Raw genomic sequence first — 22,917 nt, 5'->3', positions numbered from 1 at the left:
TGTTTTATATAGGGAAAAAAATTTATAAAACCGATACATTCTTTACTTTTTTGTAAAAATTTTACCGTTTTGAAACATTATGATAAAAAAAGAAACAAAAAATCTTGTCAAATTTAAAAGCAAGTGATACCGTATTTAGAAATAAAACTTACTGTATATTTTTTGTGAGGTTGCAATGGCTTTTTCAAAACAAACTGAGGGGATGATTGCCGATAAGAACCAGTTTTTTATGCAGCTTCATAATCAACAGTTTAAAACAACTTTAGACATTGAAAGAAAGGCTGAGTCAGTAGAATATAGCAAAATCCTGGAAAACCATAAAATTCTGGAAACAGAATTCACCCAAATGTTTGCCCTGCTGCAAAAACACAAAGATGAAAATAATAGAGCTTTTTGGATCTATTGCTACTATTGCGCAACCCTCTTGGAAAACTTTTACAAAGCCTATTCAAATTACGGTAAACAAGCTGATTATAGCGAAATCAAGCAACAAATTAAGAAACAGTTGTTAAAACAAAAAGAAGACAAAAAAAACGAAGACGAATTTATCGACTCGTTAAAAAATAGTTTTATCAAGGGATTTCGTAATTTGGCCAAGGCACCGGCACACTTATCCCAAATACGAGACTACGTTGCTTACTTAAATTTATGTCGTGTTTATTGGGTGTTTTGCCGTTTAACCTTAACCTCGGGTTTTGCTTTAGCCAAAGAGCTGCAAATCCTGGAAAAACTGGATGCTATTTTAGGTACGCATACAGATGCTGATAAAATAATCGACTTCATAAAAGCGCCCAATGGCTTACTCAATTATTTTAGTGTGGGCTTGTTTTTAATGCGTTTTGCGATTGATTTTGGTTTATTAATCCGCCATACCTTTTTCCCTTCCGAACTGGGAGAAGGAAAAAATACTCCTGAGGAAATATGGGCCCGTTTTAAAAATGAGTTGTACAAGCGCCATTGTAATTTTGCCAACGACCTGGTGTGGGCAACAGTAAACTTTATCACTAATTTTAATCACATCACCCACATCTCTGATTTTACTGCCGGAATAACCACCGCAGTCTTTTTAGGCTTTGATGTGTGTATGGCTTTATATAAATGTCATTTGGCAAAACAGGAGTATTTGGCACAGAAGGAATATTATGAAAAACAATTGAGAAAACTCGATGAACATCCGGAAAATTTTAGTGGCATGGATATCGAGCTCCATAAAACGATGCTCCTCCGGCAAATTAAAGAAGCTGAAATAGATTGGCAAACAAAACAGGCAACCTTCTATTTTAATGCTTCGGCTGCTGCTTTATTAATGCTTGGATTTTCAGCTTCGCTGTTCTTGACAGGACCAGGTATACCTGTTGCTTGTTTCTTTGTGTGTACTATTGCCGTTGCCATGTACCTTTCTTCCGGTGCATTTTCAACTTATGAGGAAAAAAGCCTCCGCCTAGAAGAAGCCAAAAGAACAGGACTAGGTGTTGATATTGCACTGAAAGAATATGAAGCAGCACGTAATGATTTTATTTTCACCATGATAAAAAATACGGTGATGCCTACTCTGTTGATTGCAACCTTCGCTGTATGTTGGCCAGCAGCTGTAGCTTTATCTGTAATGTACATGGGGTATGAGATTTACCATGCCTATGATCAGCATAACAGTAAAAAACAAGCTCAGCTTGCAGCTTTAGCGGCACCTACGGAAGAGAAGATAGAAGATGATTACGACGAGATTGATGAATCTAACTGTTGCGTCATGTAATCCATTAAAGAATGGGCGCAGGGAAATCCGATTTCCCATAAATAGCGAATTTCACTGCGCTAATCCAGAGTAATAAGCCAGGAAGGCTAACTGGATTGATTTTTTATCGCTAATGCCTTTTCATACAATTCATTTTTACTTCTATTGCTCAGTTTACAGGCGATGGTTACTGCTTGTTTCAGCGGCAGTTCCTTCAATAATATTTCAAGGAGCTTCTCATCCGCACCAGGTTCAATCACTGCCGGCCGCGGAGGAACAAGCAAAACAAATTCGCCTTTTACATGTGCTGGTTCTCTCAAAAGCCAATCCTTAACCTCCTTTAAAGTACCATTGATAAAGCGTTCAAAAGTTTTAGTTAATTCTTTTGCAAGAACGATCTCGCAGGATTGACCAAAAATCTCGCTCATATCATCAATGCACTCCAATATGCGATGGGTTGATTCATAAAAAATCAAAGTATGAGGCTCTGTGATCAAAGATTTCAGTTTGCTTATTCGCGCTTGGTGTTTGGCGGGAAGGAAACCGAGAAACAGGAACGAATCACAAGGAATACCTGCAGCACAAAGAGCTGTAATTAATGCGCACGCACCTGGAATAGGAGTAACAGGGATATGCTGTTGCCGTGCTAGTTTGACTAATAAAAAACCAGGATCGCTAATTAACGGGGTGCCGGCATCGCTAATCAAGGCGATAGATTGTCCCGCCAACAAATAATCGATAATCTGATTGCTTTTATCATTTTCATTATGTGCATGCAGTGATTCAAGACGGTTTTTTATACCTAAAGCACTCAGTAGTTGCAGGGAATGGCGAGTATCCTCGGCTAAAATTAAATCAACTGACTTAAGTACTTCTAATGCTCTAAAGGTAATATCTTCACGGTTTCCTATTGGAGTGGCAACGATATAGAGAGTTCCTATGCCTGTTGCTAGTGAGTTAGTCATGGTTTATCCTCTTGCGTTATTGCCCATTCAATGTCTGAAAATATGTTAATAAAATCAATAAAAATCCGTGTATTTTTTTTACTGACATCCACTTTTTTTCTTTGCCAATGTACTCCAGCAGTTAATTCTCCAGAAATTTCAAATCCTACACCGACAATACAGCCGCAGGTTGAGAAGAAAAAAATAGCAAGTCCTTATTCCAAAACTGCAGCAAGTTACCTTACCCAGGCTAAAATGCAGGAAGGCAGTCAAAAACAGGAATCGTTACTTTTCGCAGCAGGCCGCTTAATATCAGAGGGTCAATGGCGACAAGGCGCTGCTATTCTAGCACAGACTGCCGACTTAACACCGGTCCTTAGGGATGAAAAAAATCTTTTACTGGCACAAATTGATCTCATCCGCGATCGGCCCAAACTGGCATTAGATAAATTAACCTCCATAACACAACAAAAAGTATTTTCACCCTACCAAACGATTCAGTTTCATGAGCTTTTGGCCCAAGCCTATCGAAGCAATGAAAAACCGCTGGCATCAATAAATGAGCGGATAAAACTTGAAGCTTTATTACCTGATGAAGAAAGTCAATCCAATAATCGCCGTATCCTGTGGTTAACTTTAACCCGCATTCCCCAGGCTGAATTAACTACGTTAGCAGCGGAAGCTCCGGAGCAATCCGTTGTAAAAGGTTGGCTGCAGCTGGCATTGGTTTCTCGCAAGTATCGTGATAATCCACAGTCTTTGCTGGCGGCTATGCAGCAGTGGCAATCTCGTTTTAGCAACCATCCAGCCAACCTTTTTTTACCCAAGCCCTTGGATTCGATTGCGAGCAAGATGCGCACCCCTCCGAAACAAGTCGCACTCTTACTTCCCTTAAGCGGAGCATTACAGGGCCCGGGGGCAGCAGTACGTGATGGGTTTATGTCCGCATATAAAACCAATAGCGGCGAAAAATCCATGCGAGTGGTAACCTATGATACCAATAAAGGAGATGTTGCCTCTTTGTATCAAAAAGCAATTAACGAAGGTGCTGATTATGTCGTGGGGCCGTTAACCAAATCGCAGGTGGGTATAGTAGCTGCCTTGGAGCACCCGGTACCGACTTTACTGTTAAATGATGCGGATACCCAGGTTCAGGAAAATTCTTATTTATTTGGACTCTCACCGACAGATGAAGCTGCTCAGGTAGCAATCAGAGCCAAGAATAAGGGATATAGCCGTGCATTAATTATTGCACCAGGAAATGATTGGGGGAAGGAAGTAGTCAAAGCCTTTACGCATCAATGGCAAAAGAGTGGCGGGCGTGTTGTTGATACCTTTGCATACGGTCTAAATGACGATTTGAATAAAAAAATGAAGGATTTCTTGCAAATCAGCAACAGCCAGCAACGGGAGAAAAAAATAAAAGAGTTATTAGGACAAAAAATTCAGTCTGTTATTAGCCGTAGACAGGATTTTGATATGATCTTTCTCTTGGCATACCCCACCAAAGCTCGGCAAATTATGCCTTTGCTTAATTACTATTATGCAGGGGATATTCCAGTTTACGCTACCTCCAGTGTGTATAGCGGCAGTGCTAATCCTCTGAAAGATAAGGATTTGGATGGAATAATCTTTTGTGATATTCCCTGGGTATTCGGACATCAGGCCGGGACACGCAATTGGCCTGAACAATTTAATAGTTATAATCGTTTGTATGCATTAGGAATAGACAGTTATACTTTGGCCACTCAATTGAATCAGTTGATGTTATTTCCCGCAGATCAATCGCAACAGGGCGAGGGAGTTTTATATCTTAATCCGCCCCAACATGTGGCGCGGGTCATGGAATGGGGAAAATTCAGGCAAGGGCTGGCACATTCTTTGGGTGAGACCGTGTAATTGATGACGCAGGAAAAAGGACGTTTAGCTGAAGAAAGAGCTTTAGCCTATTTAAAAAAACAAGGACTTAAATTAATTACGCAAAATTACAGTTGCCGCTTGGGAGAAATTGATTTAATTATGCGTGACGAAGAGCACCTTGTTTTTATCGAAGTTCGTTCGCGAGTTTCCACCCTTTTCGGCGGAGGTATTGCCAGTATTACTTATGCTAAAAGAAAAAAAATATTAAAGACAGCAACAAATTATATGTTGGCACATCAAAAGTATAACCAACTTGCGCTGCGTTTTGACGTAGTCAGCATTGACGGAGAATCAGCAACCATTACTTGGGTAAGGGATGCGTTTGGAGCTGATTATTGATTTACGGTTTGCAGGTAAAGGGTAGCCTTGACTGGGGTATAATTCAGGTTTCCTGAGTTAAACTTCCTATCACTCAGGCTGCAATTGTTTAATGAAGTAGAGGTTTAAGATCATGGTACAAATGGAGGAACGGGTAAGGCATCTTTTTGGGGTAAATATAGAAACAAAAATTGCTCTTGCTGATTCGTTATCTGATTTGATTGCCAAGGCTGGGCAACGTTTAGTAAATTGTTTACTTGCAGATGGAAAGATTTTATTGTGCGGAATTGGAGGATCAGGTGCCAACTGCATGCATTTTGCCAGCGCCATGTTAAATCAATTTGAAGTAGAAAGACCTTCCCTGCCGGTAATTAATTTAAGTATCGATGCTACCAGTCTGAGCTCTTCTGCAAATGACAATCATTTTAACCAGGTTTTCGCGCGGCAGATCCAGGCATTAGGACAGGAAAATGATGTACTGCTTTTATTAACTACCTCAGGAAATTCGGACAGTATGCTGCATGCGCTTCATGCTGCAAACGAACGTGGCATGGATACAGTCGCATTGAGCGGACGTGATGGCGGTGTGCTTGCGAATCATTTAGGTCCTGAAGATATTGAACTTCGAGTTGCCTCAGATAATTCCGCGCGCATCAGAGAAATGCACCTGTTCATCTTGCACTGCTTTTGTGATTTAATTGACCAATCATTATTTGGTCAGGTGTTGGGGTAAAAAATGAGCTTCAAATTAAAATCATTCGCTTTTCTTTTGATGATTTCTTTATTGACAGGATGTGTTGCCGCTGTAGTCACTGGTGCAGTTGCGGGAATGGTTTATGATCGCCGCGGAGTAATTACCATGGAAGCGGACGCGCGATTATTCCATGTAATTCATAAAAACATCGTAACAAACCGTCAATTCGCTGACTCACGCGTGCTGGTAACCAGCTTTAATCGTGTCGTATTGCTTGTAGGACAAACACCTACTCCTTCTTTGCGGGATTTAGCGGAAAAAATAGCCCGCGGTGCCCCTGGGGTTTATCGTGTTTATAATGAGATAACCGTTGGTTATCCCATACCGCTGACAGAACGTTCGAAAGACAGTTGGATAACCAGTCAGGTACGCACCCGGTTGTTGGCGAAAAAAGGCCTTGAATCAGGCTCGATCCGTATTGTTACCGAAAATAAAGTAGTTTACCTCATGGGTATCGTCAACGCTCACCAGGCAGCTCTTGCAGTTGATGCTGCACGGCGGGTTAATGGTGTAACTAAAGTGGTAAAAATTTTTCAATACATACATTAAAACAAAATGATAAAACAGGGATGTTTTTTAGTAGTGCTGACGTTTTTCCTATTGTCCTTGTCCGGGTGCATAAGCAGCCTATGGACAGGCGCCACCCTGGTTTACGACAGGCATGATGTGTATAAAAAGCTGGATGATTACAGTTTATATCTTAAAGTGAACCATGCCTTAGCTGCTGATAATGTGTTCAGAAATAATAATTGTGTTATTGATATTGCTGTGTTCAATGGCGACGTTTTATTGGCGGGCCATGTTCCTACCCCTGAATTGCAAATCGAATTAAGGCGGCGGTTGGCGACAATAAGGGGTTACAGAAGATTGTTTAATCAAGTCAAGGTAAGTCCATCTACTTCCAATTCGGTGCAAGACAGTTGGATCACTGCCAAAATTCGCAGTCAAATCTTTGCCGATGGATCCATCGACCCCAACGCATTCAAGATAGTGACCTCAGACCGAGTTGTGTATTTAATGGGTGATGTGCATCAGGAACAAGCCGAGAAAGTAATTAATATGGCAAGACAAACCGGTGATGTTGCGGAAGTAGTAAAAATTTTAAAATATTTTACTTATCAGAGTAATCCGGTAAGTTAACCTAAAAAAAGCAATTGATTGAAAAGAAAACATACATCCATCAACTGCCTTTTTTAGGATGGATGTGATTTAATGGAAATGCCCTTTGTCGGGTCGTTTTCGCATTTTTCTCAATTTAAATTGACGTAACAATCCCGTAGAACCAGCTATTTCTTCATCAGTTAACTCATTATTTAGAGTACAGGGGTGGGATCTACAGTGTTGTCGATATTCCAGATGATGTTTATTATGTTTATGAGGTAACCCATCGCTATAACGAGCGAGCATTTTTTGTTGCAGACTGGCTGCAGTATGTTGGATCTTATCAGGCATCTTCTTTCCTTTTGCGAGGTTAATAAACACTACTTATTACCTGAGTTGGATAATAAGCTCCACACTTTAATTATAGACAGGAAAATCCATGCTACACCGGCTTCAAGGGGCATAAAGGCTAAGAAGGATATCCGAAGATTAAAAAATTTCGCTGCATGGAGTCGATGCATTTACAAAGGTAGGTTCATCAGGTAAGTTTTCACTACAGAGTTACTCCGTATATCCTATTGATATTGCGAATTATAGTTCAGGTTGAAGCAAACTCGTGCAGTTCACTTAGGGAGAGAATTAATGAATTATTTACACACGATGATCCGAGTGACCGATTTAAAAGCATCCCTTGATTTTTTTTGCAAAAAATTGGGGTTAATTGAAATTAATCGTATAGAAAATGAAAAGGGCCGCTTTACTTTGGTATTCCTGGCAGCCCCTAATGATCTGGATAGGGCAAAGCAACTCAAGACACCAATGCTTGAACTGACATACAATTGGGATCTCCAAGAGTATAAAGAAGGACGAAATTTTGGTCACCTAGCCTACCGGGTCGATAATATCTATGAGTTATGCCAACGCTTGCAAGATGCAGGGGTGGTAATAAATAGACCACCGCGCGACGGTTATATGGCGTTTATCCGCTCCCCGGATAACATCTCCATCGAGTTGTTGCAAAAAGGCGAGCCTTTACCTCTTCAGGAACCTTGGGCATCCGCCCCGAATGTAGGTTACTGGTAATCAAGAATCACACATGTATAAAATATGGCATTGATTATTCATACAGGTTGCTTTATAATTCGCGCGGTGAAACTTAGGTGAATATGTGAACAAACAGCTAAGTAGGCGTGGCATTATACGGCTATGGAGTGTACAAGCAGGCGTTACATTGGTCTTTGCAGCTTTTTGTGCGTTAGTATATGGTACTAATGCAGCAAGTTCGGCGTTGCTTGGCGGTATCGTTTGTATTATTCCAAATGCGTATTTTGCGAGCAAATTGTTTAAGTATCAAGGTGCCCGGTCGGCAAAATTGATCGTTAACAGTTTCTACAAAGGCGAGGCATTAAAGATAGTTATATCCATATTCCTGTTCACTGCGGTATTTTTATTATTTAAAATTACTCCGCTGGCGTTTTTTGTATCTTACATTATGATACAGACGACGCATTGGTTCGCCCCGTTGATTATTGTAAATAAACAGAATAGGCCTGAAAGTGACTGAAATGGTATCTAGCACAAACTACATCAAGCATCATTTAACGTACCTTACTTACAACGTTAGTGATATGAAACTGGGTTCGGGTGGTTTCTGGACATTAAACCTTGACACACTGTTTTTCTCCATAGTTCTAGGGGTAACTGTCTGTGCTTTAATGTATTTTGGCGCCCGTAAAGTGACCACGGGAATTCCGGGCAAATTACAGAATTTTGCCGAGATTATGCTCCAGTTTGCGGACAATCAGGTAAAAGACTGCTTTCATGGTAAAAATAATTTAATTGGCCCACTGGCATTAACCATATTTTTATGGGTTTTCCTGATGAATTTCATGGATATTGTCCCTGTAGATATTCTGCCAGCGCTCGCCCAAACAGGTGGAATCCATTACCTTAAAGTAGTACCGACAAACGATTTGAACCTGACTTTTGCTTTATCACTTTCAGTATTTATACTGATTATTTTTTACAGTATTAAGATCAAAGGCACTAAGAAATTCATAAAAGAACTTACCTTACAGCCTTTTAATCATCCTGGATTTATACCATTTAACCTGTTGCTTGAAGTAGTCGGCCTCATTGCGAAGCCCATTTCATTGGCACTGCGGTTATTTGGAAACTTATACGCAGGCGAGTTGATATTCATATTAATCGCTCTGTTAACCTTAAATGCTGCATCATCATCAACACTGGGTACTGCGACCTTGGGCTCAGCTCAATTTATTTTGGCGCTGGCTTGGTCAATATTCCATATATTGGTGATTACTTTGCAAGCATTTATTTTCATGGTGCTAACCATTGTTTACTTGAGTTTAGCACACGAAGATCATTAACCGATTTAATTTTCATCCATTCATTGTAAAGGGGATAAATATGCAAGCCGCTAGTTTAATAGCACAAATTCAAAGTATGACCGTTGTTGCGGTTGCCTTGTTAATTGGTTTGGGTGCATTGGGCACTGCGATAGGATTTGGTTTGCTTGGTGGCAAATTCCTTGAAGGCTCAGCTCGTCAACCAGAAATGGTTCCAATGTTACAAGTAAAAATGTTCATCGTTGCAGGTTTGTTAGACGCCGTAACTATGATTGGTGTGGGTATCGCGTTATTCTTTACCTTCGCAAACCCTTTCCTAAGCAATCTGGGTTCTTGATAACACTTGAACAGGGCGCTTGGCGCCCTAATTGTTACAGGAGATTAAACGGTGGAAATTAATTTAACACTAATTGTACAAATGCTCGTTTTTGCAGCTTTTGTGTTGTTCACTATGAAATTAGTATGGCCTCCATTGGCAAAAGCAATGGAAGAACGACAAGACAAAATTGCTGATGGCCTGGCAGCTGCTGAACGTGGTCGAAAAGAGCTAGAGTTAGCGCAACATCGCGTCAAAGATGAATTAAAGCAAGCTAAAATTCAATCAGCTGACATCATTGAAAAAGCGAATAAACGCGCTGCACAAATTATTGAAGAAGCAAAAGAAGCAGCAAAGCATGAAGCGCAAATGCAATTGAAATTGGCACAGGAACAGTTAGTACAACAAGTCAATCATGCAAAAGATGAGTTGCGTAAACAAGTTGCAAACTTGGCTGTAACTGGCGCTGAGAAAATTTTGATGCGCGAAGTTGATGCTAAAGCAAACGCAGCATTGATAGATAACTTGATAGAAGAGATTTAAAATGTCTGATAGTACCACCATAGCCAGACCCTACGCCAAAGCAATTTTTGAATACGCTTTAGGGGAAAAGAAATTAGCTGAGTGGTCAGCACATTTGAGAAATCTTGCACAAGCAGTGTTGATACCAGAAGCTGAAAATTTTATTGCCAATCCAGCAACAACTGCAGAGCAGCATATTGAGTTGCTACACTCAGCAATTGGCGCAAAAGCAAATGAAAACAAGCCATTAAGCAATTTAATCGATTTACTGGCTGCCAACAAAAGGTTGATGTTGCTACCTGATATTTATGCACTCTATGAAGCACATCGTGCAGAGCAAGAAAAAACTCTGAATGTTGATGTTTGCAGTTATTCTGATTTGTCTAGTGCACAACAACAACGATTAATCGAATCATTAAGTCAGCGCTTACAGCGTAAGGTCTCGTTAAAAATCAGTATTGATCCTTCCTTGCTTGGTGGAGCAATAATTCGAGCGGGCGATTTAGTTATAGATGGTTCAGTTCGTGGCAAGCTTAATAAGCTTAGCACAGAATTGGCCGCATAATTTAGAGGATAGTTTCCATGTCAGAACAAGTAGCGTTAAATCCTTCAGAAATCAGTGAATTAATCAGAAAGAAAATAGAACACTTTAGTGTAGCCTCTGAATCACGAAATGAAGGTACTATTGTCAGTTTAAAAGACGGTGTTGTGAGCTTGCATGGCCTTGAAGATGCAATGGCTGGTGAGATGATTGAATTCCCCGGCGGCATTTATGGTCTGGCTCTTAACCTTGAAAGAGATTCAGTCGGTGCAGTTGTTCTTGGGGAATATTCTTCTTTAGCAGAAGGCCAAAAAGGTAAGTGTACTGGGCGTATTCTTGAAGTCCCAGTGGGTAAAGGTCTTTTAGGTCGGGTTGTGGATGCCCTGGGTAATCCCATTGATGGAAAAGGTCCAATTGACGCTGCTGGCATGTCGCCAATTGAAAAAGTAGCTCCCGGGGTTATTTCTCGTAAATCAGTAGATCAGCCTGTACAAACCGGATTAAAAGCGATTGATGCGATGATCCCTGTTGGCCGTGGTCAGCGTGAGCTTATTATTGGTGACCGTCAAACAGGTAAAACTGCAATTGCAATCGATGCGATCATCAACCAAAAAGGCACAGGCGTTAAGTGTATTTATGTAGCTGTAGGGCAAAAAGCTTCTTCCGTTGCAGCAATCGTTCGTAAGCTTGAAGAGCATGGTGCTTTAGAGCATACCATTGTTGTCGTCGCAGGTGCTTCTGATTCAGCTGCACTGCAATTTATTGCTCCCTACGCTGGATGTACCATGGGTGAATACTTCATGGAGCGCGGTGAAGATGCGTTAATTGTTTATGATGATTTGACCAAACAAGCTTGGGCTTACCGTCAAATTTCATTACTTTTGAGAAGACCACCAGGTCGTGAAGCATACCCAGGTGATATTTTCTATTTGCATTCTCGTTTATTAGAAAGAGCGGCGCGAATAAATGCTGAAGAAGTAGAGAAGCTGACTAATGGCGAAGTAAAAGGTAAAACAGGTTCATTAACTGCATTACCAATTATTGAAACCCAGGCAGGAGACGTTTCTGCATTCGTACCCACAAACGTGATTTCCATTACCGATGGTCAGATATTCCTTGATGTAGACTTGTTTAACTCGGGTGTCCGACCCGCGATTAACTCCGGTCTTTCTGTATCTCGGGTAGGTGGTGCTGCACAAACCAAAATCATGAAAAAATTAGGTGGCGGAACTCGTTTGGCACTTGCCCAATTCCGCGAGCTGGAAGCATTTTCTCAATTTGCATCAGATCTTGATGACGCTACTCGTAAACAATTAGAGCGCGGACAACGAATCACCGAGCTGATGAAACAAAAACAATACTCTCCATTATCTGTTGCGGAAATGGGTACTGCATTGTTTGTTGTTGAAAAAGGTTATTTGGATGATGTACCTGTAAATGAAGTTGCTGCATTTGAAGCGTCACTACATGATTACATGCGCAGCACACATCCTGATCTGTTACAACAGATCAATGAAGCAGGTGCTTACGATAATGACATTGAAGCAAAATTGAAAAAAGCTGTTGAGGACTTTAAGCGTACAGCAAGTTGGTAAGTCAATTTAAGGCGAAATGATATTATGGCTGGAGCAAAAGAAATCCGTTCGAAAATTTCGAGCATTAACAAAACTCGAAAGATAACTCGTGCAATGGAGATGGTGGCAGCAAGTAAGATGCGTAAAACTCAGGAAAGAATGCGCGCATCTAAACCCTATGCCAGCAAGATCTATAGTGTAGTTAAACACATTGCTCGCGCACACTCAGAATACAGACATCCGTTCATGAGTCATCGCGAGATTAATCGCATCGGTCTTATTGTTGTTACGACCGATCGGGGTTTATGTGGTGGTTTAAACGTAAACCTGCTGCGAGAAACAGTGCGAACTATTAGACACTGGAAAGAACAAGGTAAAGAAGTTGATCTTGCAGTCATTGGCCGTAAAGGACAAGCATTTTTTAAGCGCGTTGGCAGTAATGTCCTGGGTTCTGTAGACCACCTCGGTGATACACCAGGTATAAAAGACATTATTGGGATCGTTAAAGTAATGCTTGATGCTTTCAGCAATGGCAGCATCGATGCGTTGCATGTGGTATACAATGAATTTGTTAACACCATGACGCAAAAACCTGTGGTGAAACAATTATTACCATTGCCAAAATCAGAAGAAGACAGCAAGACAATGGGGCATCATTGGGACTATATTTATGAACCAGATGCTAAGGAATTGCTGGATAATCTTTTAGAACGTTATATCGAATTGCAGATTTACCAGGCAGTAGTAGAAAATATTGCTTGTGAACAAGCGGCTAAGATGATTGCAATGAAAAATGCAACGGATAATGCCGGTGATTTGATTAAAGAATTTCAATTGGCTTATAACAAAGCTCGACAAGCTGCAATTACGCAAGAATTGGCAGAAATTGTCGGTGGCGCAGCCGCTTTATAAGAGGGTAAAAAATGAGCTTAGGAACTGTAGTAGAAATTATTGGCGCGGTTGTGGATGTGGAATTCCCCCGTGAGAATGTCCCTAAAATCAATGATGCATTAAAACTTGTTGATGGTGATTTGGTTTTTGAAGTTCAGCAACAACTTGGAGATGGTGTAGTTCGTACAATTGCTATGGGTACAACCGAAGGCCTGAAGCGCGGTCTAAAAGCTGAAAATACAGCTAATCCTATTCAAGTGCCTGTAGGTAAGCAAACGTTGGGTCGAATTATGGATGTTTTAGGACGTCCCGTTGATGATGCAGGACCTATCGGTGCTGAAGAGCATTGGTCGATTCACCGTAAGCCACCAAGTTATGAAGAGCAAGCTGGAAGTCAAGAATTACTTGAAACCGGTATTAAAGTTATTGACTTACTTTGTCCTTTTGCCAAAGGAGGTAAAGTAGGTTTGTTCGGTGGTGCCGGAGTAGGTAAAACCGTGAATATGATGGAATTAATCCGAAACATCGCGATTGAGCACAGCGGATACTCAGTATTTGCGGGTGTGGGTGAGCGAACCCGTGAAGGAAATGACTTCTATCATGAAATGAAAGACTCTAACGTATTGGATAAAGTATCCTTGGTTTATGGTCAAATGAATGAGCCGCCTGGTAACCGTTTACGTGTTGCATTAACTGGCTTGACTATGGCGGAGAAATTCCGTGATGAAGGTCGCGACGTATTGTTATTTATCGACAATATCTATCGTTATACTTTAGCAGGGGTTGAGGTATCAGCTCTCTTGGGCCGTATGCCTTCTGCTGTAGGTTACCAACCAACACTTGCCGAAGAAATGGGTATGCTGCAAGAGCGTATTACTTCTACCAAGACTGGTTCTATTACTTCAATTCAAGCCGTATACGTACCTGCCGACGACTTGACTGACCCCTCTCCAGCAACTACGTTTGCGCATTTGGATGCTACGGTAGTACTGTCACGGCAAATTGCCGAGTTGGGTATTTATCCCGCGGTAGATCCTTTGGATTCAACTTCGCGCCAATTGGACCCACTCATTGTAGGTCAAGAACATTACGATACTGCACGCCGCGTACAACAAACCCTGCAACGATACAAAGAATTAAAAGATATTATTGCAATTCTTGGTATGGATGAATTATCTGAAGAAGATAAGCGGGTCGTTACGCGCGCACGTAAAATCCAAAGATTCTTGTCACAACCATTCTTCGTTGCTGAAGTCTTCACTGGTTCACCCGGTAAATATGTATCATTAAAAGATACAATAAAAGGCTTCCAGGGTATTCTCGCTGGTGAGTACGATGATTTACCCGAGCAAGCGTTTTATATGGTTGGAAGCATTGAGGAAGCCGTTGCTAAAGCTAAGACCTTATGAGGTAAGCAAATATGACTAGAACAACGCACTTAGATATTGTCAGTGCTGAACATGAAATATTCTCCGGTTTAGTTGAGATGGTTGTTGCCACCGGGGAATTGGGTGAAGTAGGTATTACCGCTGGTCATGCTCCTTTGCTTACCGTTCTAAAACCTGGTGAAGTAAGAGTTACTCTGGCTGGTGGCCAGCAAGAAATTTATTATGTTCAGGGTGGAATGCTGGAAGTTCAACCTAACAATGTAACAGTTCTTGCTGATGTGATTGAGCGTGCTGAACATTTGGATGAGTCAGCAGCACTTGCAGCAAAAGCGCAAGCTGAAGCGGCAATGACGGGTAAAGGCGCTGAAATGGATTATTCTGTGGCTGCTGCTGAATTAGCTCGTGCTGTGGCCCAAATTCGTGCAATTCAAAAAGTTAGAAAGGCAATTAAATAAATCGGCAAACTTATCGTTAAATACCCCCTTCTTTGCTTATCAGAAGGGGGTATTTCATAAAATTTCTTTCTGTGTTAATGCAAGAAAAAAAGTGTAACTCACCCTTATTTTTCTTTGTCGTTTTTAACGTTTACCTCTTCTTTTTTTGCCATAAAATCTGAATATAAAATTACCTGATTTCGCCCATTATTTTTTGCAAAGTATAATGCTTTATCGGCAGCTTCAATGAGTTCCACCAATGTCCGGCCATGTTCCGGGAAGGAGGAAATTCCAATAGAAATGGTAATCGGCCCCACATATTGCGTACCGTACTTTACTTTTAACATGGATATTGCACGCCTGATTTTCTCAGCCCTGGGTTTGATTGATTTTGCATCTGCATTAAACAGGACGATGACAAACTCTTCCCCTCCATACCTTGATGCCATATCTTCGACGCGTATATCATCTTGCAGTATTTTTCCTACTTCTTTTAAAATAATATCCCCCGCATCATGTCCAAACGTATCATTTATCCGTTTGAAATGATCTAAATCCAGCATCAACACTGCAATTGGCAGTTTTGCCCGCTCTGCCTGATGAATTTGTTTAAACAGGAAATCCTCCAAATAGCGGCGATTATACAAACCGGTGAGAGGATCACGGATGGATTGATAACGCAGATTTTCCCTTAAGCGTACATTAGCATATGCCAGTGCGGTCAATTCCGAGAATGCCGTAATCAGGAGCATGTGATCATTAGAATATAAAACTGCCTTATCTTCCTTTATTTCGAGGTACAACAGCCCAAAAATATCATTTTGTGCCATTAGGGGGACGCAATGGGACCATATTTGCTTTCCAGCAGCTATTTTAACATGCTCACAAATTAAATCATTATGCGCAGGGCTTACCGTATGAATATGGCCTAAGCGGATGGCCCAACAATGTTCAGGGGGAAAGCTGATTTCCTGAGAAGTAGGATTACCCCAGGAAGCGACTCTTTCAAAATAATTTTTAGACGGATGCATTACATATAAAAAACCATCTGTAAAATTAAGAGCCCGTTGGCAATATTGGGTTACAACCTTATGTAATTCTTCCTGGGTTCCACAAGCAAGCAAAATGTCGCTTAATTCCACAAGCAGGGTAATTTGCTCGTTTTTGTCTTTCAATGCTTGCAGGCCTAGATTAAGGTTTCTATTCATTTCCTTGAGCTTATCCTGCTCTTCGACCATCTTGGTAGTATTGCGAATGATATGTACGGCCCCTTTTATTTGATTGGTTCCATTAATAATCAGACTGGATGTTATTTCATAGATGTGTCGCTCTTTATTCACCTCAAGTTCTATACTTTTTACGAACTCCTCGCCACTTAAGGATTTTTCCCACAAATCCCATAAGTCTCTGTTTGAATCATTCACATGAGAGGAGGCATCTTCAAGCGGCATTCCTATGCTAACGGATTTTGTGAATATACGTCTAAACTCTCGATGGTACGCTTCATTGAAGATAATAAATTGGCGATCACTATTTACCGCAGCAATCATGTCGCTGGCACTCTCCAAAATGCTTTTTAACTGTATTTCAGTGCTAAGTCTGTGCTGTTCTGCCTTACGGCTGCGGGACAATTCATAGTTGCCTATAAGAAATGCCAAAATCAAACCAGATAAACTTACAATACTACCGATAATGATGATTAAATTGGTTTTATGGGCACTGTTTATTACCATAAGGTTGCGTTCTTTTAATATCACCAGTTCAATGGCTTGAATTTCATTGCCCAGTGCTTTTAACTCATTGGACACATCTTGTCCCTTGTGAAATAACACCATGGTTTCTGGGGAATTTAACTTAGTGCGCATTTTGACCTTGATTACTTGCTGTATTATTTGCAGGCGATTATTGACCAAATCGATAAAGCGCGTAATACGTTCTGATTGCAGAGGATTGTCTTTTGTTAGTTGCAGTAGCGTATCAAAAGTCTGATTTATATCTTTAGTATGAAATTGGATGGATTCAAGGAATTGGGGGTCGCCGCTAATAAGATAGCCGCGTTGATGGGACTCAGTATCAATTACTCCATAAAGAATTTTATCTGTTGCCTGAATAACCTGATAGCTGTGAATCACCCAATTGTTCGCGTCAACCAGCTCCCGGACTTGTTTGTAGGCATAAACGCTGACAAGGAGGACAATAATAAATGCCGGTATGGAAATTAAGTAAAGGAGATATTTACTTAAAATGGAATCCTTGTAACTTAACAGGGAACGGCTTGCTTTCAAATTTTCATCCATTATCTGAACTCCGGCCCCTTAACAGGGTAATTAATAATACAAGTATACATTATTATTTTTATTTGCTGGGTAGGCATGCTGTTAACCAGCTTAGAAGATAAATTTTTGAGTTACTTACAATAACTTACCCAAATTATGCTATGATAATACACAAGGTTATCCACAGGTTAAGCAGTTATTTAAAAAATACGCCTTTTAAAAAAACCTTAAATTTCAATTAGTTAGTTTAATTGCTCTCAGTTGTATAGAAAAATATACAAAGTTATTCACAATTTACAGGGTGTTTATCTATCTAACACTGCAGCTGCTTTGTTAAAATTACTTTGCAACAGAGCATCCCAGTGGTTAAATAGAAATTATTAATCTCATGAATAAACAAACAATGAATGAAGTTACAGAACGCAAAGCATTAACCGAATTTACCGAAAAGGCATACCTTGATTACTCCATGTATGTCATTTTAGACAGGGCATTACCTCATATTGCCGATGGATTAAAGCCGGTGCAAAGACGCATTATTTATGCAATGTCCGAGCTGGGATTGAAAGCGACTGCCAAATATAAAAAATCAGCACGTACAGTCGGGGATGTGCTGGGTAAATTCCATCCCCATGGGGATAGTGCATGTTATGAGGCAATGGTGTTAATGGCACAACCGTTCTCCTACCGGTATCCTTTTGTTGATGGTCAGGGAAACTGGGGTTCGCCCGATGATCCCAAATCTTTTGCCGCAATGCGTTATACCGAAGCCCGATTATCACCCTATGCAGAGGTATTACTTTCGGAATTATTACAAGGTACCGTCGATTGGGTTGACAATTTTGATGGAACCTTGAAAGAACCTGCATTATTACCCGCACGTTTACCGAATATCTTATTAAATGGAGCAACAGGTATAGCAGTGGGTATGGCCTCGGATATTTTGCCTCATAATTTAACCGAGGTGGCAAACGCCTGTGTGCATTTACTGGAGAACCCCCAGGCAAATTTAACTGCAATAACCCAGTACATCAAGGGACCAGATTTCCCCACCGAAGCTGAGATAATTACGCCGCCGGAAGCAATTGCTGCCTTGTACGCCACAGGTAATGGCTCAATTAAAATGCGGGCGGTTTACACTCAGGAAAAACAAAATATCGTCATCACGGCTTTGCCTTATCAGGTCTCGGGTGCCAAAGTAATCGAGCAAATCGCCTTACAGATGCAACAGAAAAAATTGCCGATGGTTGAAGATTTACGCGATGAGTCTGACCATGAGCATCCAACCCGTTTAGTTATTATTCCTCGTTCGAACCGGGTGGATATGGAAGGTTTAATGTCACATTTATTTGCCACCACGGATTTGGAGCGGAGTTATCGGGTTAATTTTAACATGATAGGTCTTGATGGCAGGCCCAAAGTAAAAAACTTACTGGATATCCTCACAGAGTGGTTGTCCTATCGATTAACAGTAGTGAAGCGGCGTTTGCAATACCGTTTGGAAAAAGTTCTGGATCGCATCCATGTACTCGAAGGATTACTTATTGCGTATCTGAATATTGATGAGGTAATTGCCATTATCCGTGAGCATGAAGAGCCGAAACAGGGATTAATAGCCCGCTTCAATCTTACCGACCGGCAAGCAGAAGCCATTTTGGAAATGAAATTGCGTCATTTGGCAAAGCTGGAAGAGATAAGAATTCGCGGTGAGCTGGATGAACTTTGTGCTGAGCGCGATAGTCTGCAAAGCATTTTGGCTTCGGAACAAAAACTCAAAACGTTGGTTAAAGAAGAAATTATTCGGGACCGCGACGAATTTGGCGATCCGCGCCGCTCCCCTATTATTGTCCGGCAGGAATCGCAGGCATTAAAAGAAGAGGATATTTTACCCAATGAGCCGATTACAGTAGTGATATCCAAAAAAGGTTGGGTGAGGGCAGCTAAAGGTTATGATGTAATAGGCAGCGAATTAAGTTACAAGGCAGGCGATGAATTCAAAGCCCAAGCCACGGCGCGCTCGAATCAACAAATTCTCTTTTTTGACAGTGAAGGGAAGGTTTATTCTTTACCTGGCCATGTGCTCCCCTCTGCTCGTGGGCAAGGAGAACCTTTGACCGGTAAACTGAATCCAGCCGAAGGTGCCTTGTTCGAAGCAGTAGTTGGAGGAGAGCCGGAGCAATTGCTGTTGTTGGCCTGTGATGCGGGATATGGCTTTATTGCTAAAATTGCCGATCTTTATGTAAAAAACCGCAATGGAAAAGCCTGTATCAGACTGCCTGCGGCCAGTCATATTTTACCACCGCGGATAGTACCTAAGCATGAGGAGTTGTTTGTTGCCTGTGCTACCAGTGCTGGCCGGCTACTCATTTTTTCTGCCAAAGAAGTACCGGAATTATCGCGTGGAAAAGGAAATAAATTAATCAGTATCCCTGCTGCTAAAGCAGCCTCGCGTGAAGAATATGTCATTGATTTGCAGGTACTCTCTGCAGATGACTCCCTCACGGTTCATGCTGGGAAACGGCATTTTACCTTGAAAGGGGCCGATCTGGACCATTATAAAGGTGAGCGGGGACGCCGAGGTAACCGCCTGCCGCGAGGATTGCAAAACGTGACCCACTTACAAGTTAATTCTCCTGAATAATCTGCAGTTTCTACAACCTGGGTGCAGGCGAAGGCCGCACCCGGGTTTTTTATATGCATAAATTTTCCTGGGAATTAAGTCCCCTTTATTTTAGGCAATTATTTTTTGAGGCGAGTGAATGGCAGCGCTCAAATCCACTATTTAATCGGATGATCTATCAAATAATTTGCAGTAATGATAAAGTTCTGGGAAATAATGGCTAATCATTTCCAGTATTGGAAAATAAGTGGGATAGGGAAATCTTAGCACTCATGTTAAAAATTTTTACCTTTGTTGCTTGTCTGCTTCTTAGTGCTTGTTTTATGGTTGGCCCTAATTATAAAGAGCCCAAAAAACCAGTGGCGGCGCATTGGCCCAAAAAAGATGCCTCAGTAAAAGAAACACCTTTTAAAACAATAAAATGGTGGCAGGTTTTCCATGATCCAGTACTTACATCCTTAATTAACCAAGGATATCACAATAATCTGAACGTCCAGATCGCTGGGGTAAGGGTATTACAAACCCGCGCCCTGTTGGCTCAATCGGTGGGAATGTTGTATCCCCAACAACAGGCAGCAATCGGCAATTTCACTTATTATGAAATTGGTGGTACTGAACTGCAATCACTCTTACCCTCTTCATTTGAGACCGCATCTTTGGGTTTTACCGCGAATTGGGAACTTGATTTTTGGGGGAAATATCGAAGAGCGATTCAAGCGAATGATGCTACTTTTTTATCGTCTCTTGCTGCCTACGATAATGCTTTGGTCACCCTCACGGCAGATGTGGCCAGCACCTACATTCAAATTCGAACCTATGAAGCACAAATCCGGGTGACAAAAGCCAATATTGTAGTTCAGAGGCAGGGTTTAAAAATAGCCAGAGCCCGCTACAATGCAGGGCAAACCAACTTGATCGATGTGGAGCAAGCGCAGACTGAGCTTTCGCAAACAGAAGCCTCTTTGCCTCCGTTGCAAAATAATCTGGAACAACAAAAAAATGCAATGGCGCTTTTATTAGGGACGGTACCCCATGGTATTGACGGCCAACTCAAACAAAGTAAAGGAATCCCCAAAGCGCCGTCCACTGTAGCAGTGGGTATTCCAAAAGAAACCTTGGCACGCCGCCCGGACATACACCAGGCACGATTGGATGCCATTGCCCAGTCAGCTAAAATAGGCGCAACAAAAGCTAATCTTTTTCCATCCTTTGCTTTAAACGGTACTTTTGTTTTTTCTGCAAACAATATTGCTCAAAATTCACTTGCAGATTTGTTTAACTGGTCAAACCACTCAATAACTGCCGGCCCAACTATGACCTGGCCCATACTTAACTATGGCCAAATTACCAACGCAGTACGGGCTCAGGACGCGGTATTCCAGCAGTCTGTATTAAACTATGTCAATTTAGTGTTAAAAGCGCAGCAAGAAGTGCAAAACGCGATTACGGCTTATATTGAAGCAAAAAAAGCAGAGCAAGCCTTAAGCAAAGCCAATAATGCTGCAATCAAAACTTTAAAATTGGCAATCATTCGCTACATCAATGGCGAGGTGGACTTTACCCCGGTATTGAATGCAGAACAGCAGCAATTAAGTGTCCAGACATCCCTTGTCAATGCGCAAGCAAATATTCCCCAGGCGTTGGTCGCACTTTATCGTGCGCTCGGCGGTGGCTGGGAAATACGAGGGAATAATGATGTGGTGCCGCAACAAATTAAAGCCGAAATGGCGGCGCGCACCAATTGGGGCTCTTTGCTTAAGGAGAAGAATCATGAGGCACCGCGAACCAGAAAAGAAAAAATAAAAGAACTTTATTTACCGAACTGGTAGAGAAGACTTCCCATAAAAAAGGGAGGAAAAAATCTTTTTTCAGCAGGGTGCAGGGACGCAAATATTTTCCCTATAAAGCGGTTGAGAAAAAAGCAGGGTGAGGGAAAAGGATTATTGGGAAAATTTAATAAAATGGTATCAGGTATGAACTTTAATCGAGATTCAAAATCATTCAAAATCGCAGGGATAGTGCTTGCTGTTTTATTTCTAATCTATTTGCTGGTGCATTTTTTTGGTAAAAGCAAGGCGCCAGCCATTCCTGTGCCTGCAGTAGTCGTTCAAAAACCAATACTTGCAGAAATGGCCCAATATGTGACCCAAACAGGCAATACCGTAGCTTATAATTCAGTCAATCTGGTGGCCCGTGTTGAAGGTTATCTTGATGCAATTGAGTTTGTTGATGGAACTTTTGTCAAAAAGGGAAAAGAACTCTTTGTGATTCAACCTGAGCCTTATTTTGAAAAACTAAGAGCTGCCAAGGCGAATGTTGCGGCAACAAAAGCTTCACTTGTATATAACAAATCAGAATATGCCCGCCAGCAACGGATGTATAAAGAACATGCTACTTCCCTAAATGAGGTTGAAAAATGGTATGCCAAAACTCTGGAAATTGCTGCCCAACTGGATAAGGCCGAATCTGAAGAAGTAAATGCAGCAATCAATTACAGTTATACGCACATTTCAGCGCCATTTGACGGCCGAATTGGACGGCACTTGGTAGATGTCGGCAATCTTGTAGGACATGGTGAGGCCACCAATTTGGCAACAATAGAGCAGATCGATCCGATTTATGTGTACTTTAACTTGAATGAAATAGATTTAATTAACTTACGAGAGGCCGCCCGTGCACAAGGATTTAAACCGCAAGATATCAAGCAGGTTCCCGTCGAAGTAAGCCTGCAAACTAATCCGGAACGAAAATATAAGGCTACCCTTGATTTTGTGAATACAGGCTTAAATGCATCTACAGGCACCATGGAACTGCGCGCTCTTTTGCCAAATAAAGATTTAATTTTTGTTCCGGGGCTTTTTGTGCAGGTAAGGATTGCAATATCCAAACCCAAAAAGCAGTTGACGGTTCCTGATACGGCGATTCTTTATGATCAAATCGGGGCATATGTATTAATCGTCGATGCGAGCAATATCGTGGTATTGAAAAGAGTCACTTTGGGCAGTGTGGAGAATGGAATGCGTGCAGTAGCTACAGGTCTTGCTGCCCAGGATAAAGTCATAATTGATGGCCTGCAATTTGCAACTCCAGGCAATAAAGTGGAACCGCGCGACCAGACGGTGCAAACAGATAAGAAAGACAAAGGGGATGCCCAGCATTAATTTAGGTGTGTCAGGCGGCGTTATTCAGGTAATCCTTAAAAGTGAGAAGACGGCAG

The 22,917-nt window shown here is 41.4% G+C and carries 22 protein-coding genes; 19 read left to right on the top strand and 3 right to left on the bottom strand.

Annotated elements, in window-relative coordinates; genetic code table 11:
• The first annotated feature begins 175 nt into the window (after positions 1-175).
• On the top strand, positions 176-1,753 hold the full coding sequence (locus KYQ_RS16905; RefSeq protein ID WP_019350363.1) for a hypothetical protein: 1,578 nt from the start codon (positions 176-178) through the stop codon (positions 1,751-1,753).
• Between the two features lie 86 nt (positions 1,754-1,839).
• Here KYQ_RS16905 and rsmI read toward each other — a convergent pair whose 3' ends face one another.
• Positions 1,840-2,697 carry a 16S rRNA (cytidine(1402)-2'-O)-methyltransferase gene (rsmI, locus tag KYQ_RS16900; protein WP_019350362.1) on the bottom strand — a complete coding sequence of 286 codons (858 nt, stop codon included), beginning with the start codon at positions 2,695-2,697 and terminating at the stop codon, positions 1,840-1,842.
• A gap of 42 nt (positions 2,698-2,739) precedes the next feature.
• Between rsmI and KYQ_RS16895 the strand changes: the two genes are divergently transcribed.
• From KYQ_RS16895 to KYQ_RS16875, 5 genes are all read left to right on the top strand, one after another.
• Positions 2,740-4,575, top strand: coding sequence for a penicillin-binding protein activator (locus tag KYQ_RS16895; RefSeq protein WP_029489084.1), 1,836 nt, complete (start codon positions 2,740-2,742; stop codon positions 4,573-4,575).
• 3 nt (positions 4,576-4,578) lie between these two features.
• The gene (locus KYQ_RS16890) at positions 4,579-4,935 is read left to right on the top strand and encodes a YraN family protein (protein WP_010655299.1); all 357 of its coding nucleotides are present in this window, start codon (positions 4,579-4,581) and stop codon (positions 4,933-4,935) included.
• 112 nt (positions 4,936-5,047) lie between these two features.
• Entirely contained in the window at positions 5,048-5,647 is a 600-nt protein-coding gene (locus tag KYQ_RS16885; RefSeq protein WP_010655298.1) for a D-sedoheptulose-7-phosphate isomerase, read from the top strand.
• A gap of 3 nt (positions 5,648-5,650) precedes the next feature.
• Entirely contained in the window at positions 5,651-6,217 is a 567-nt protein-coding gene (locus tag KYQ_RS16880; protein ID WP_010655297.1) for a BON domain-containing protein, read from the top strand.
• Positions 6,218-6,223: 6 nt separating this feature from the next.
• The gene (locus KYQ_RS16875) at positions 6,224-6,808 is read left to right on the top strand and encodes a BON domain-containing protein (RefSeq protein WP_029489083.1); all 585 of its coding nucleotides are present in this window, start codon (positions 6,224-6,226) and stop codon (positions 6,806-6,808) included.
• A gap of 69 nt (positions 6,809-6,877) precedes the next feature.
• Here the strand turns inward: KYQ_RS16875 and KYQ_RS16870 are convergent, their stop codons facing one another.
• Complete coding sequence (locus tag KYQ_RS16870; RefSeq protein ID WP_010655295.1) at positions 6,878-7,120, bottom strand: hypothetical protein; 243 nt, start codon at positions 7,118-7,120, stop codon at positions 6,878-6,880.
• A 291-nt stretch (positions 7,121-7,411) separates the two neighbouring features.
• Here KYQ_RS16870 and KYQ_RS16865 point away from each other — a divergent pair, with 291 nt between their 5' ends.
• From KYQ_RS16865 to KYQ_RS16820, 10 genes are all read left to right on the top strand, one after another.
• On the top strand, positions 7,412-7,852 hold the full coding sequence (locus KYQ_RS16865) for a VOC family protein (RefSeq protein ID WP_010655294.1): 441 nt from the start codon (positions 7,412-7,414) through the stop codon (positions 7,850-7,852).
• A gap of 85 nt (positions 7,853-7,937) precedes the next feature.
• The gene (locus tag KYQ_RS16860) at positions 7,938-8,333 is read left to right on the top strand and encodes a F0F1 ATP synthase subunit I (protein ID WP_010655293.1); all 396 of its coding nucleotides are present in this window, start codon (positions 7,938-7,940) and stop codon (positions 8,331-8,333) included.
• A gap of 1 nt (position 8,334) precedes the next feature.
• Positions 8,335-9,159 carry a F0F1 ATP synthase subunit A gene (gene atpB, locus KYQ_RS16855; protein ID WP_029489082.1) on the top strand — a complete coding sequence of 275 codons (825 nt, stop codon included), beginning with the start codon at positions 8,335-8,337 and terminating at the stop codon, positions 9,157-9,159.
• Positions 9,160-9,199: 40 nt separating this feature from the next.
• A complete protein-coding gene (gene atpE, locus KYQ_RS16850; protein WP_010655291.1) occupies positions 9,200-9,475 on the top strand; it encodes a F0F1 ATP synthase subunit C in 276 nt (91 codons plus the stop codon).
• A 51-nt stretch (positions 9,476-9,526) separates the two neighbouring features.
• Positions 9,527-9,997: a F0F1 ATP synthase subunit B gene (locus KYQ_RS16845; RefSeq protein ID WP_010655290.1), complete on the top strand. Its 471-nt coding sequence runs from the start codon at positions 9,527-9,529 to the stop codon at positions 9,995-9,997.
• A 1-nt stretch (position 9,998) separates the two neighbouring features.
• Entirely contained in the window at positions 9,999-10,541 is a 543-nt protein-coding gene (locus KYQ_RS16840) for a F0F1 ATP synthase subunit delta (RefSeq protein WP_010655289.1), read from the top strand.
• 17 nt (positions 10,542-10,558) lie between these two features.
• Positions 10,559-12,112: a F0F1 ATP synthase subunit alpha gene (gene atpA, locus KYQ_RS16835; RefSeq protein WP_010655288.1), complete on the top strand. Its 1,554-nt coding sequence runs from the start codon at positions 10,559-10,561 to the stop codon at positions 12,110-12,112.
• Between the two features lie 24 nt (positions 12,113-12,136).
• On the top strand, positions 12,137-13,003 hold the full coding sequence (gene atpG / locus KYQ_RS16830; protein ID WP_010655287.1) for a F0F1 ATP synthase subunit gamma: 867 nt from the start codon (positions 12,137-12,139) through the stop codon (positions 13,001-13,003).
• 11 nt (positions 13,004-13,014) lie between these two features.
• Entirely contained in the window at positions 13,015-14,391 is a 1,377-nt protein-coding gene (atpD, locus tag KYQ_RS16825) for a F0F1 ATP synthase subunit beta (protein WP_010655286.1), read from the top strand.
• Positions 14,392-14,402: 11 nt separating this feature from the next.
• Complete coding sequence (locus KYQ_RS16820; RefSeq protein WP_010655285.1) at positions 14,403-14,825, top strand: F0F1 ATP synthase subunit epsilon; 423 nt, start codon at positions 14,403-14,405, stop codon at positions 14,823-14,825.
• 104 nt (positions 14,826-14,929) lie between these two features.
• Here the strand turns inward: KYQ_RS16820 and KYQ_RS16815 are convergent, their stop codons facing one another.
• Positions 14,930-17,101, bottom strand: a complete 2,172-nt coding sequence (locus KYQ_RS16815) for a diguanylate cyclase (RefSeq protein WP_019350360.1) — start codon at positions 17,099-17,101, stop codon at positions 14,930-14,932.
• Positions 17,102-17,468: 367 nt separating this feature from the next.
• Here KYQ_RS16815 and parC point away from each other — a divergent pair, with 367 nt between their 5' ends.
• The 3 genes from parC to KYQ_RS16795 all read left to right on the top strand — a co-directional run bounded on the left by parC (position 17,469) and on the right by KYQ_RS16795 (position 22,861).
• Entirely contained in the window at positions 17,469-19,721 is a 2,253-nt protein-coding gene (gene parC / locus KYQ_RS16810; RefSeq protein WP_010655283.1) for a DNA topoisomerase IV subunit A, read from the top strand.
• A 251-nt stretch (positions 19,722-19,972) separates the two neighbouring features.
• On the top strand, positions 19,973-21,529 hold the full coding sequence (locus tag KYQ_RS16800) for an efflux transporter outer membrane subunit (RefSeq protein WP_010655282.1): 1,557 nt from the start codon (positions 19,973-19,975) through the stop codon (positions 21,527-21,529).
• Positions 21,530-21,673: 144 nt separating this feature from the next.
• Positions 21,674-22,861, top strand: a complete 1,188-nt coding sequence (locus tag KYQ_RS16795) for an efflux RND transporter periplasmic adaptor subunit (RefSeq protein WP_231294584.1) — start codon at positions 21,674-21,676, stop codon at positions 22,859-22,861.
• Positions 22,862-22,917 lie beyond the last annotated feature (56 nt).

The sequence above is a fragment of the Fluoribacter dumoffii NY 23 genome (genome assembly GCF_000236165.1).
Taxonomy (GTDB): Bacteria; Pseudomonadota; Gammaproteobacteria; order Legionellales; family Legionellaceae; genus Legionella; species Legionella dumoffii.
This window is presented reverse-complemented; position numbering and strand designations above follow the sequence as displayed.

What these genes read in the sequence shown, in the direction of transcription:
- atpA (WP_010655288.1), top strand. Translation starts at nt 10,559, where the DNA reads ATGTCAGAACAAGTAGCGTTAAATCCTTCAGAAATCAGTGAATTAATC.
- KYQ_RS16870 (WP_010655295.1), bottom strand. Translation starts at nt 7,120, where the DNA reads ATGCCTGATAAGATCCAACATACTGCAGCCAGTCTGCAACAAAAAATG.
- KYQ_RS16865 (WP_010655294.1), top strand. Translation starts at nt 7,412, where the DNA reads ATGAATTATTTACACACGATGATCCGAGTGACCGATTTAAAAGCATCC.
- atpG (WP_010655287.1), top strand. Translation starts at nt 12,137, where the DNA reads ATGGCTGGAGCAAAAGAAATCCGTTCGAAAATTTCGAGCATTAACAAA.
- KYQ_RS16800 (WP_010655282.1), top strand. Translation starts at nt 19,973, where the DNA reads ATGTTAAAAATTTTTACCTTTGTTGCTTGTCTGCTTCTTAGTGCTTGT.
- KYQ_RS16905 (WP_019350363.1), top strand. Translation starts at nt 176, where the DNA reads ATGGCTTTTTCAAAACAAACTGAGGGGATGATTGCCGATAAGAACCAG.
- KYQ_RS16820 (WP_010655285.1), top strand. Translation starts at nt 14,403, where the DNA reads ATGACTAGAACAACGCACTTAGATATTGTCAGTGCTGAACATGAAATA.
- atpE (WP_010655291.1), top strand. Translation starts at nt 9,200, where the DNA reads ATGCAAGCCGCTAGTTTAATAGCACAAATTCAAAGTATGACCGTTGTT.
- KYQ_RS16795 (WP_231294584.1), top strand. Translation starts at nt 21,674, where the DNA reads ATGAACTTTAATCGAGATTCAAAATCATTCAAAATCGCAGGGATAGTG.
- atpB (WP_029489082.1), top strand. Translation starts at nt 8,335, where the DNA reads ATGGTATCTAGCACAAACTACATCAAGCATCATTTAACGTACCTTACT.
- KYQ_RS16890 (WP_010655299.1), top strand. Translation starts at nt 4,579, where the DNA reads ATGACGCAGGAAAAAGGACGTTTAGCTGAAGAAAGAGCTTTAGCCTAT.
- KYQ_RS16880 (WP_010655297.1), top strand. Translation starts at nt 5,651, where the DNA reads ATGAGCTTCAAATTAAAATCATTCGCTTTTCTTTTGATGATTTCTTTA.
- KYQ_RS16885 (WP_010655298.1), top strand. Translation starts at nt 5,048, where the DNA reads ATGGTACAAATGGAGGAACGGGTAAGGCATCTTTTTGGGGTAAATATA.
- atpD (WP_010655286.1), top strand. Translation starts at nt 13,015, where the DNA reads ATGAGCTTAGGAACTGTAGTAGAAATTATTGGCGCGGTTGTGGATGTG.
- KYQ_RS16840 (WP_010655289.1), top strand. Translation starts at nt 9,999, where the DNA reads ATGTCTGATAGTACCACCATAGCCAGACCCTACGCCAAAGCAATTTTT.
- rsmI (WP_019350362.1), bottom strand. Translation starts at nt 2,697, where the DNA reads ATGACTAACTCACTAGCAACAGGCATAGGAACTCTCTATATCGTTGCC.
- KYQ_RS16815 (WP_019350360.1), bottom strand. Translation starts at nt 17,101, where the DNA reads ATGGATGAAAATTTGAAAGCAAGCCGTTCCCTGTTAAGTTACAAGGAT.
- parC (WP_010655283.1), top strand. Translation starts at nt 17,469, where the DNA reads ATGAATAAACAAACAATGAATGAAGTTACAGAACGCAAAGCATTAACC.
- KYQ_RS16875 (WP_029489083.1), top strand. Translation starts at nt 6,224, where the DNA reads ATGATAAAACAGGGATGTTTTTTAGTAGTGCTGACGTTTTTCCTATTG.
- KYQ_RS16895 (WP_029489084.1), top strand. Translation starts at nt 2,740, where the DNA reads ATGTTAATAAAATCAATAAAAATCCGTGTATTTTTTTTACTGACATCC.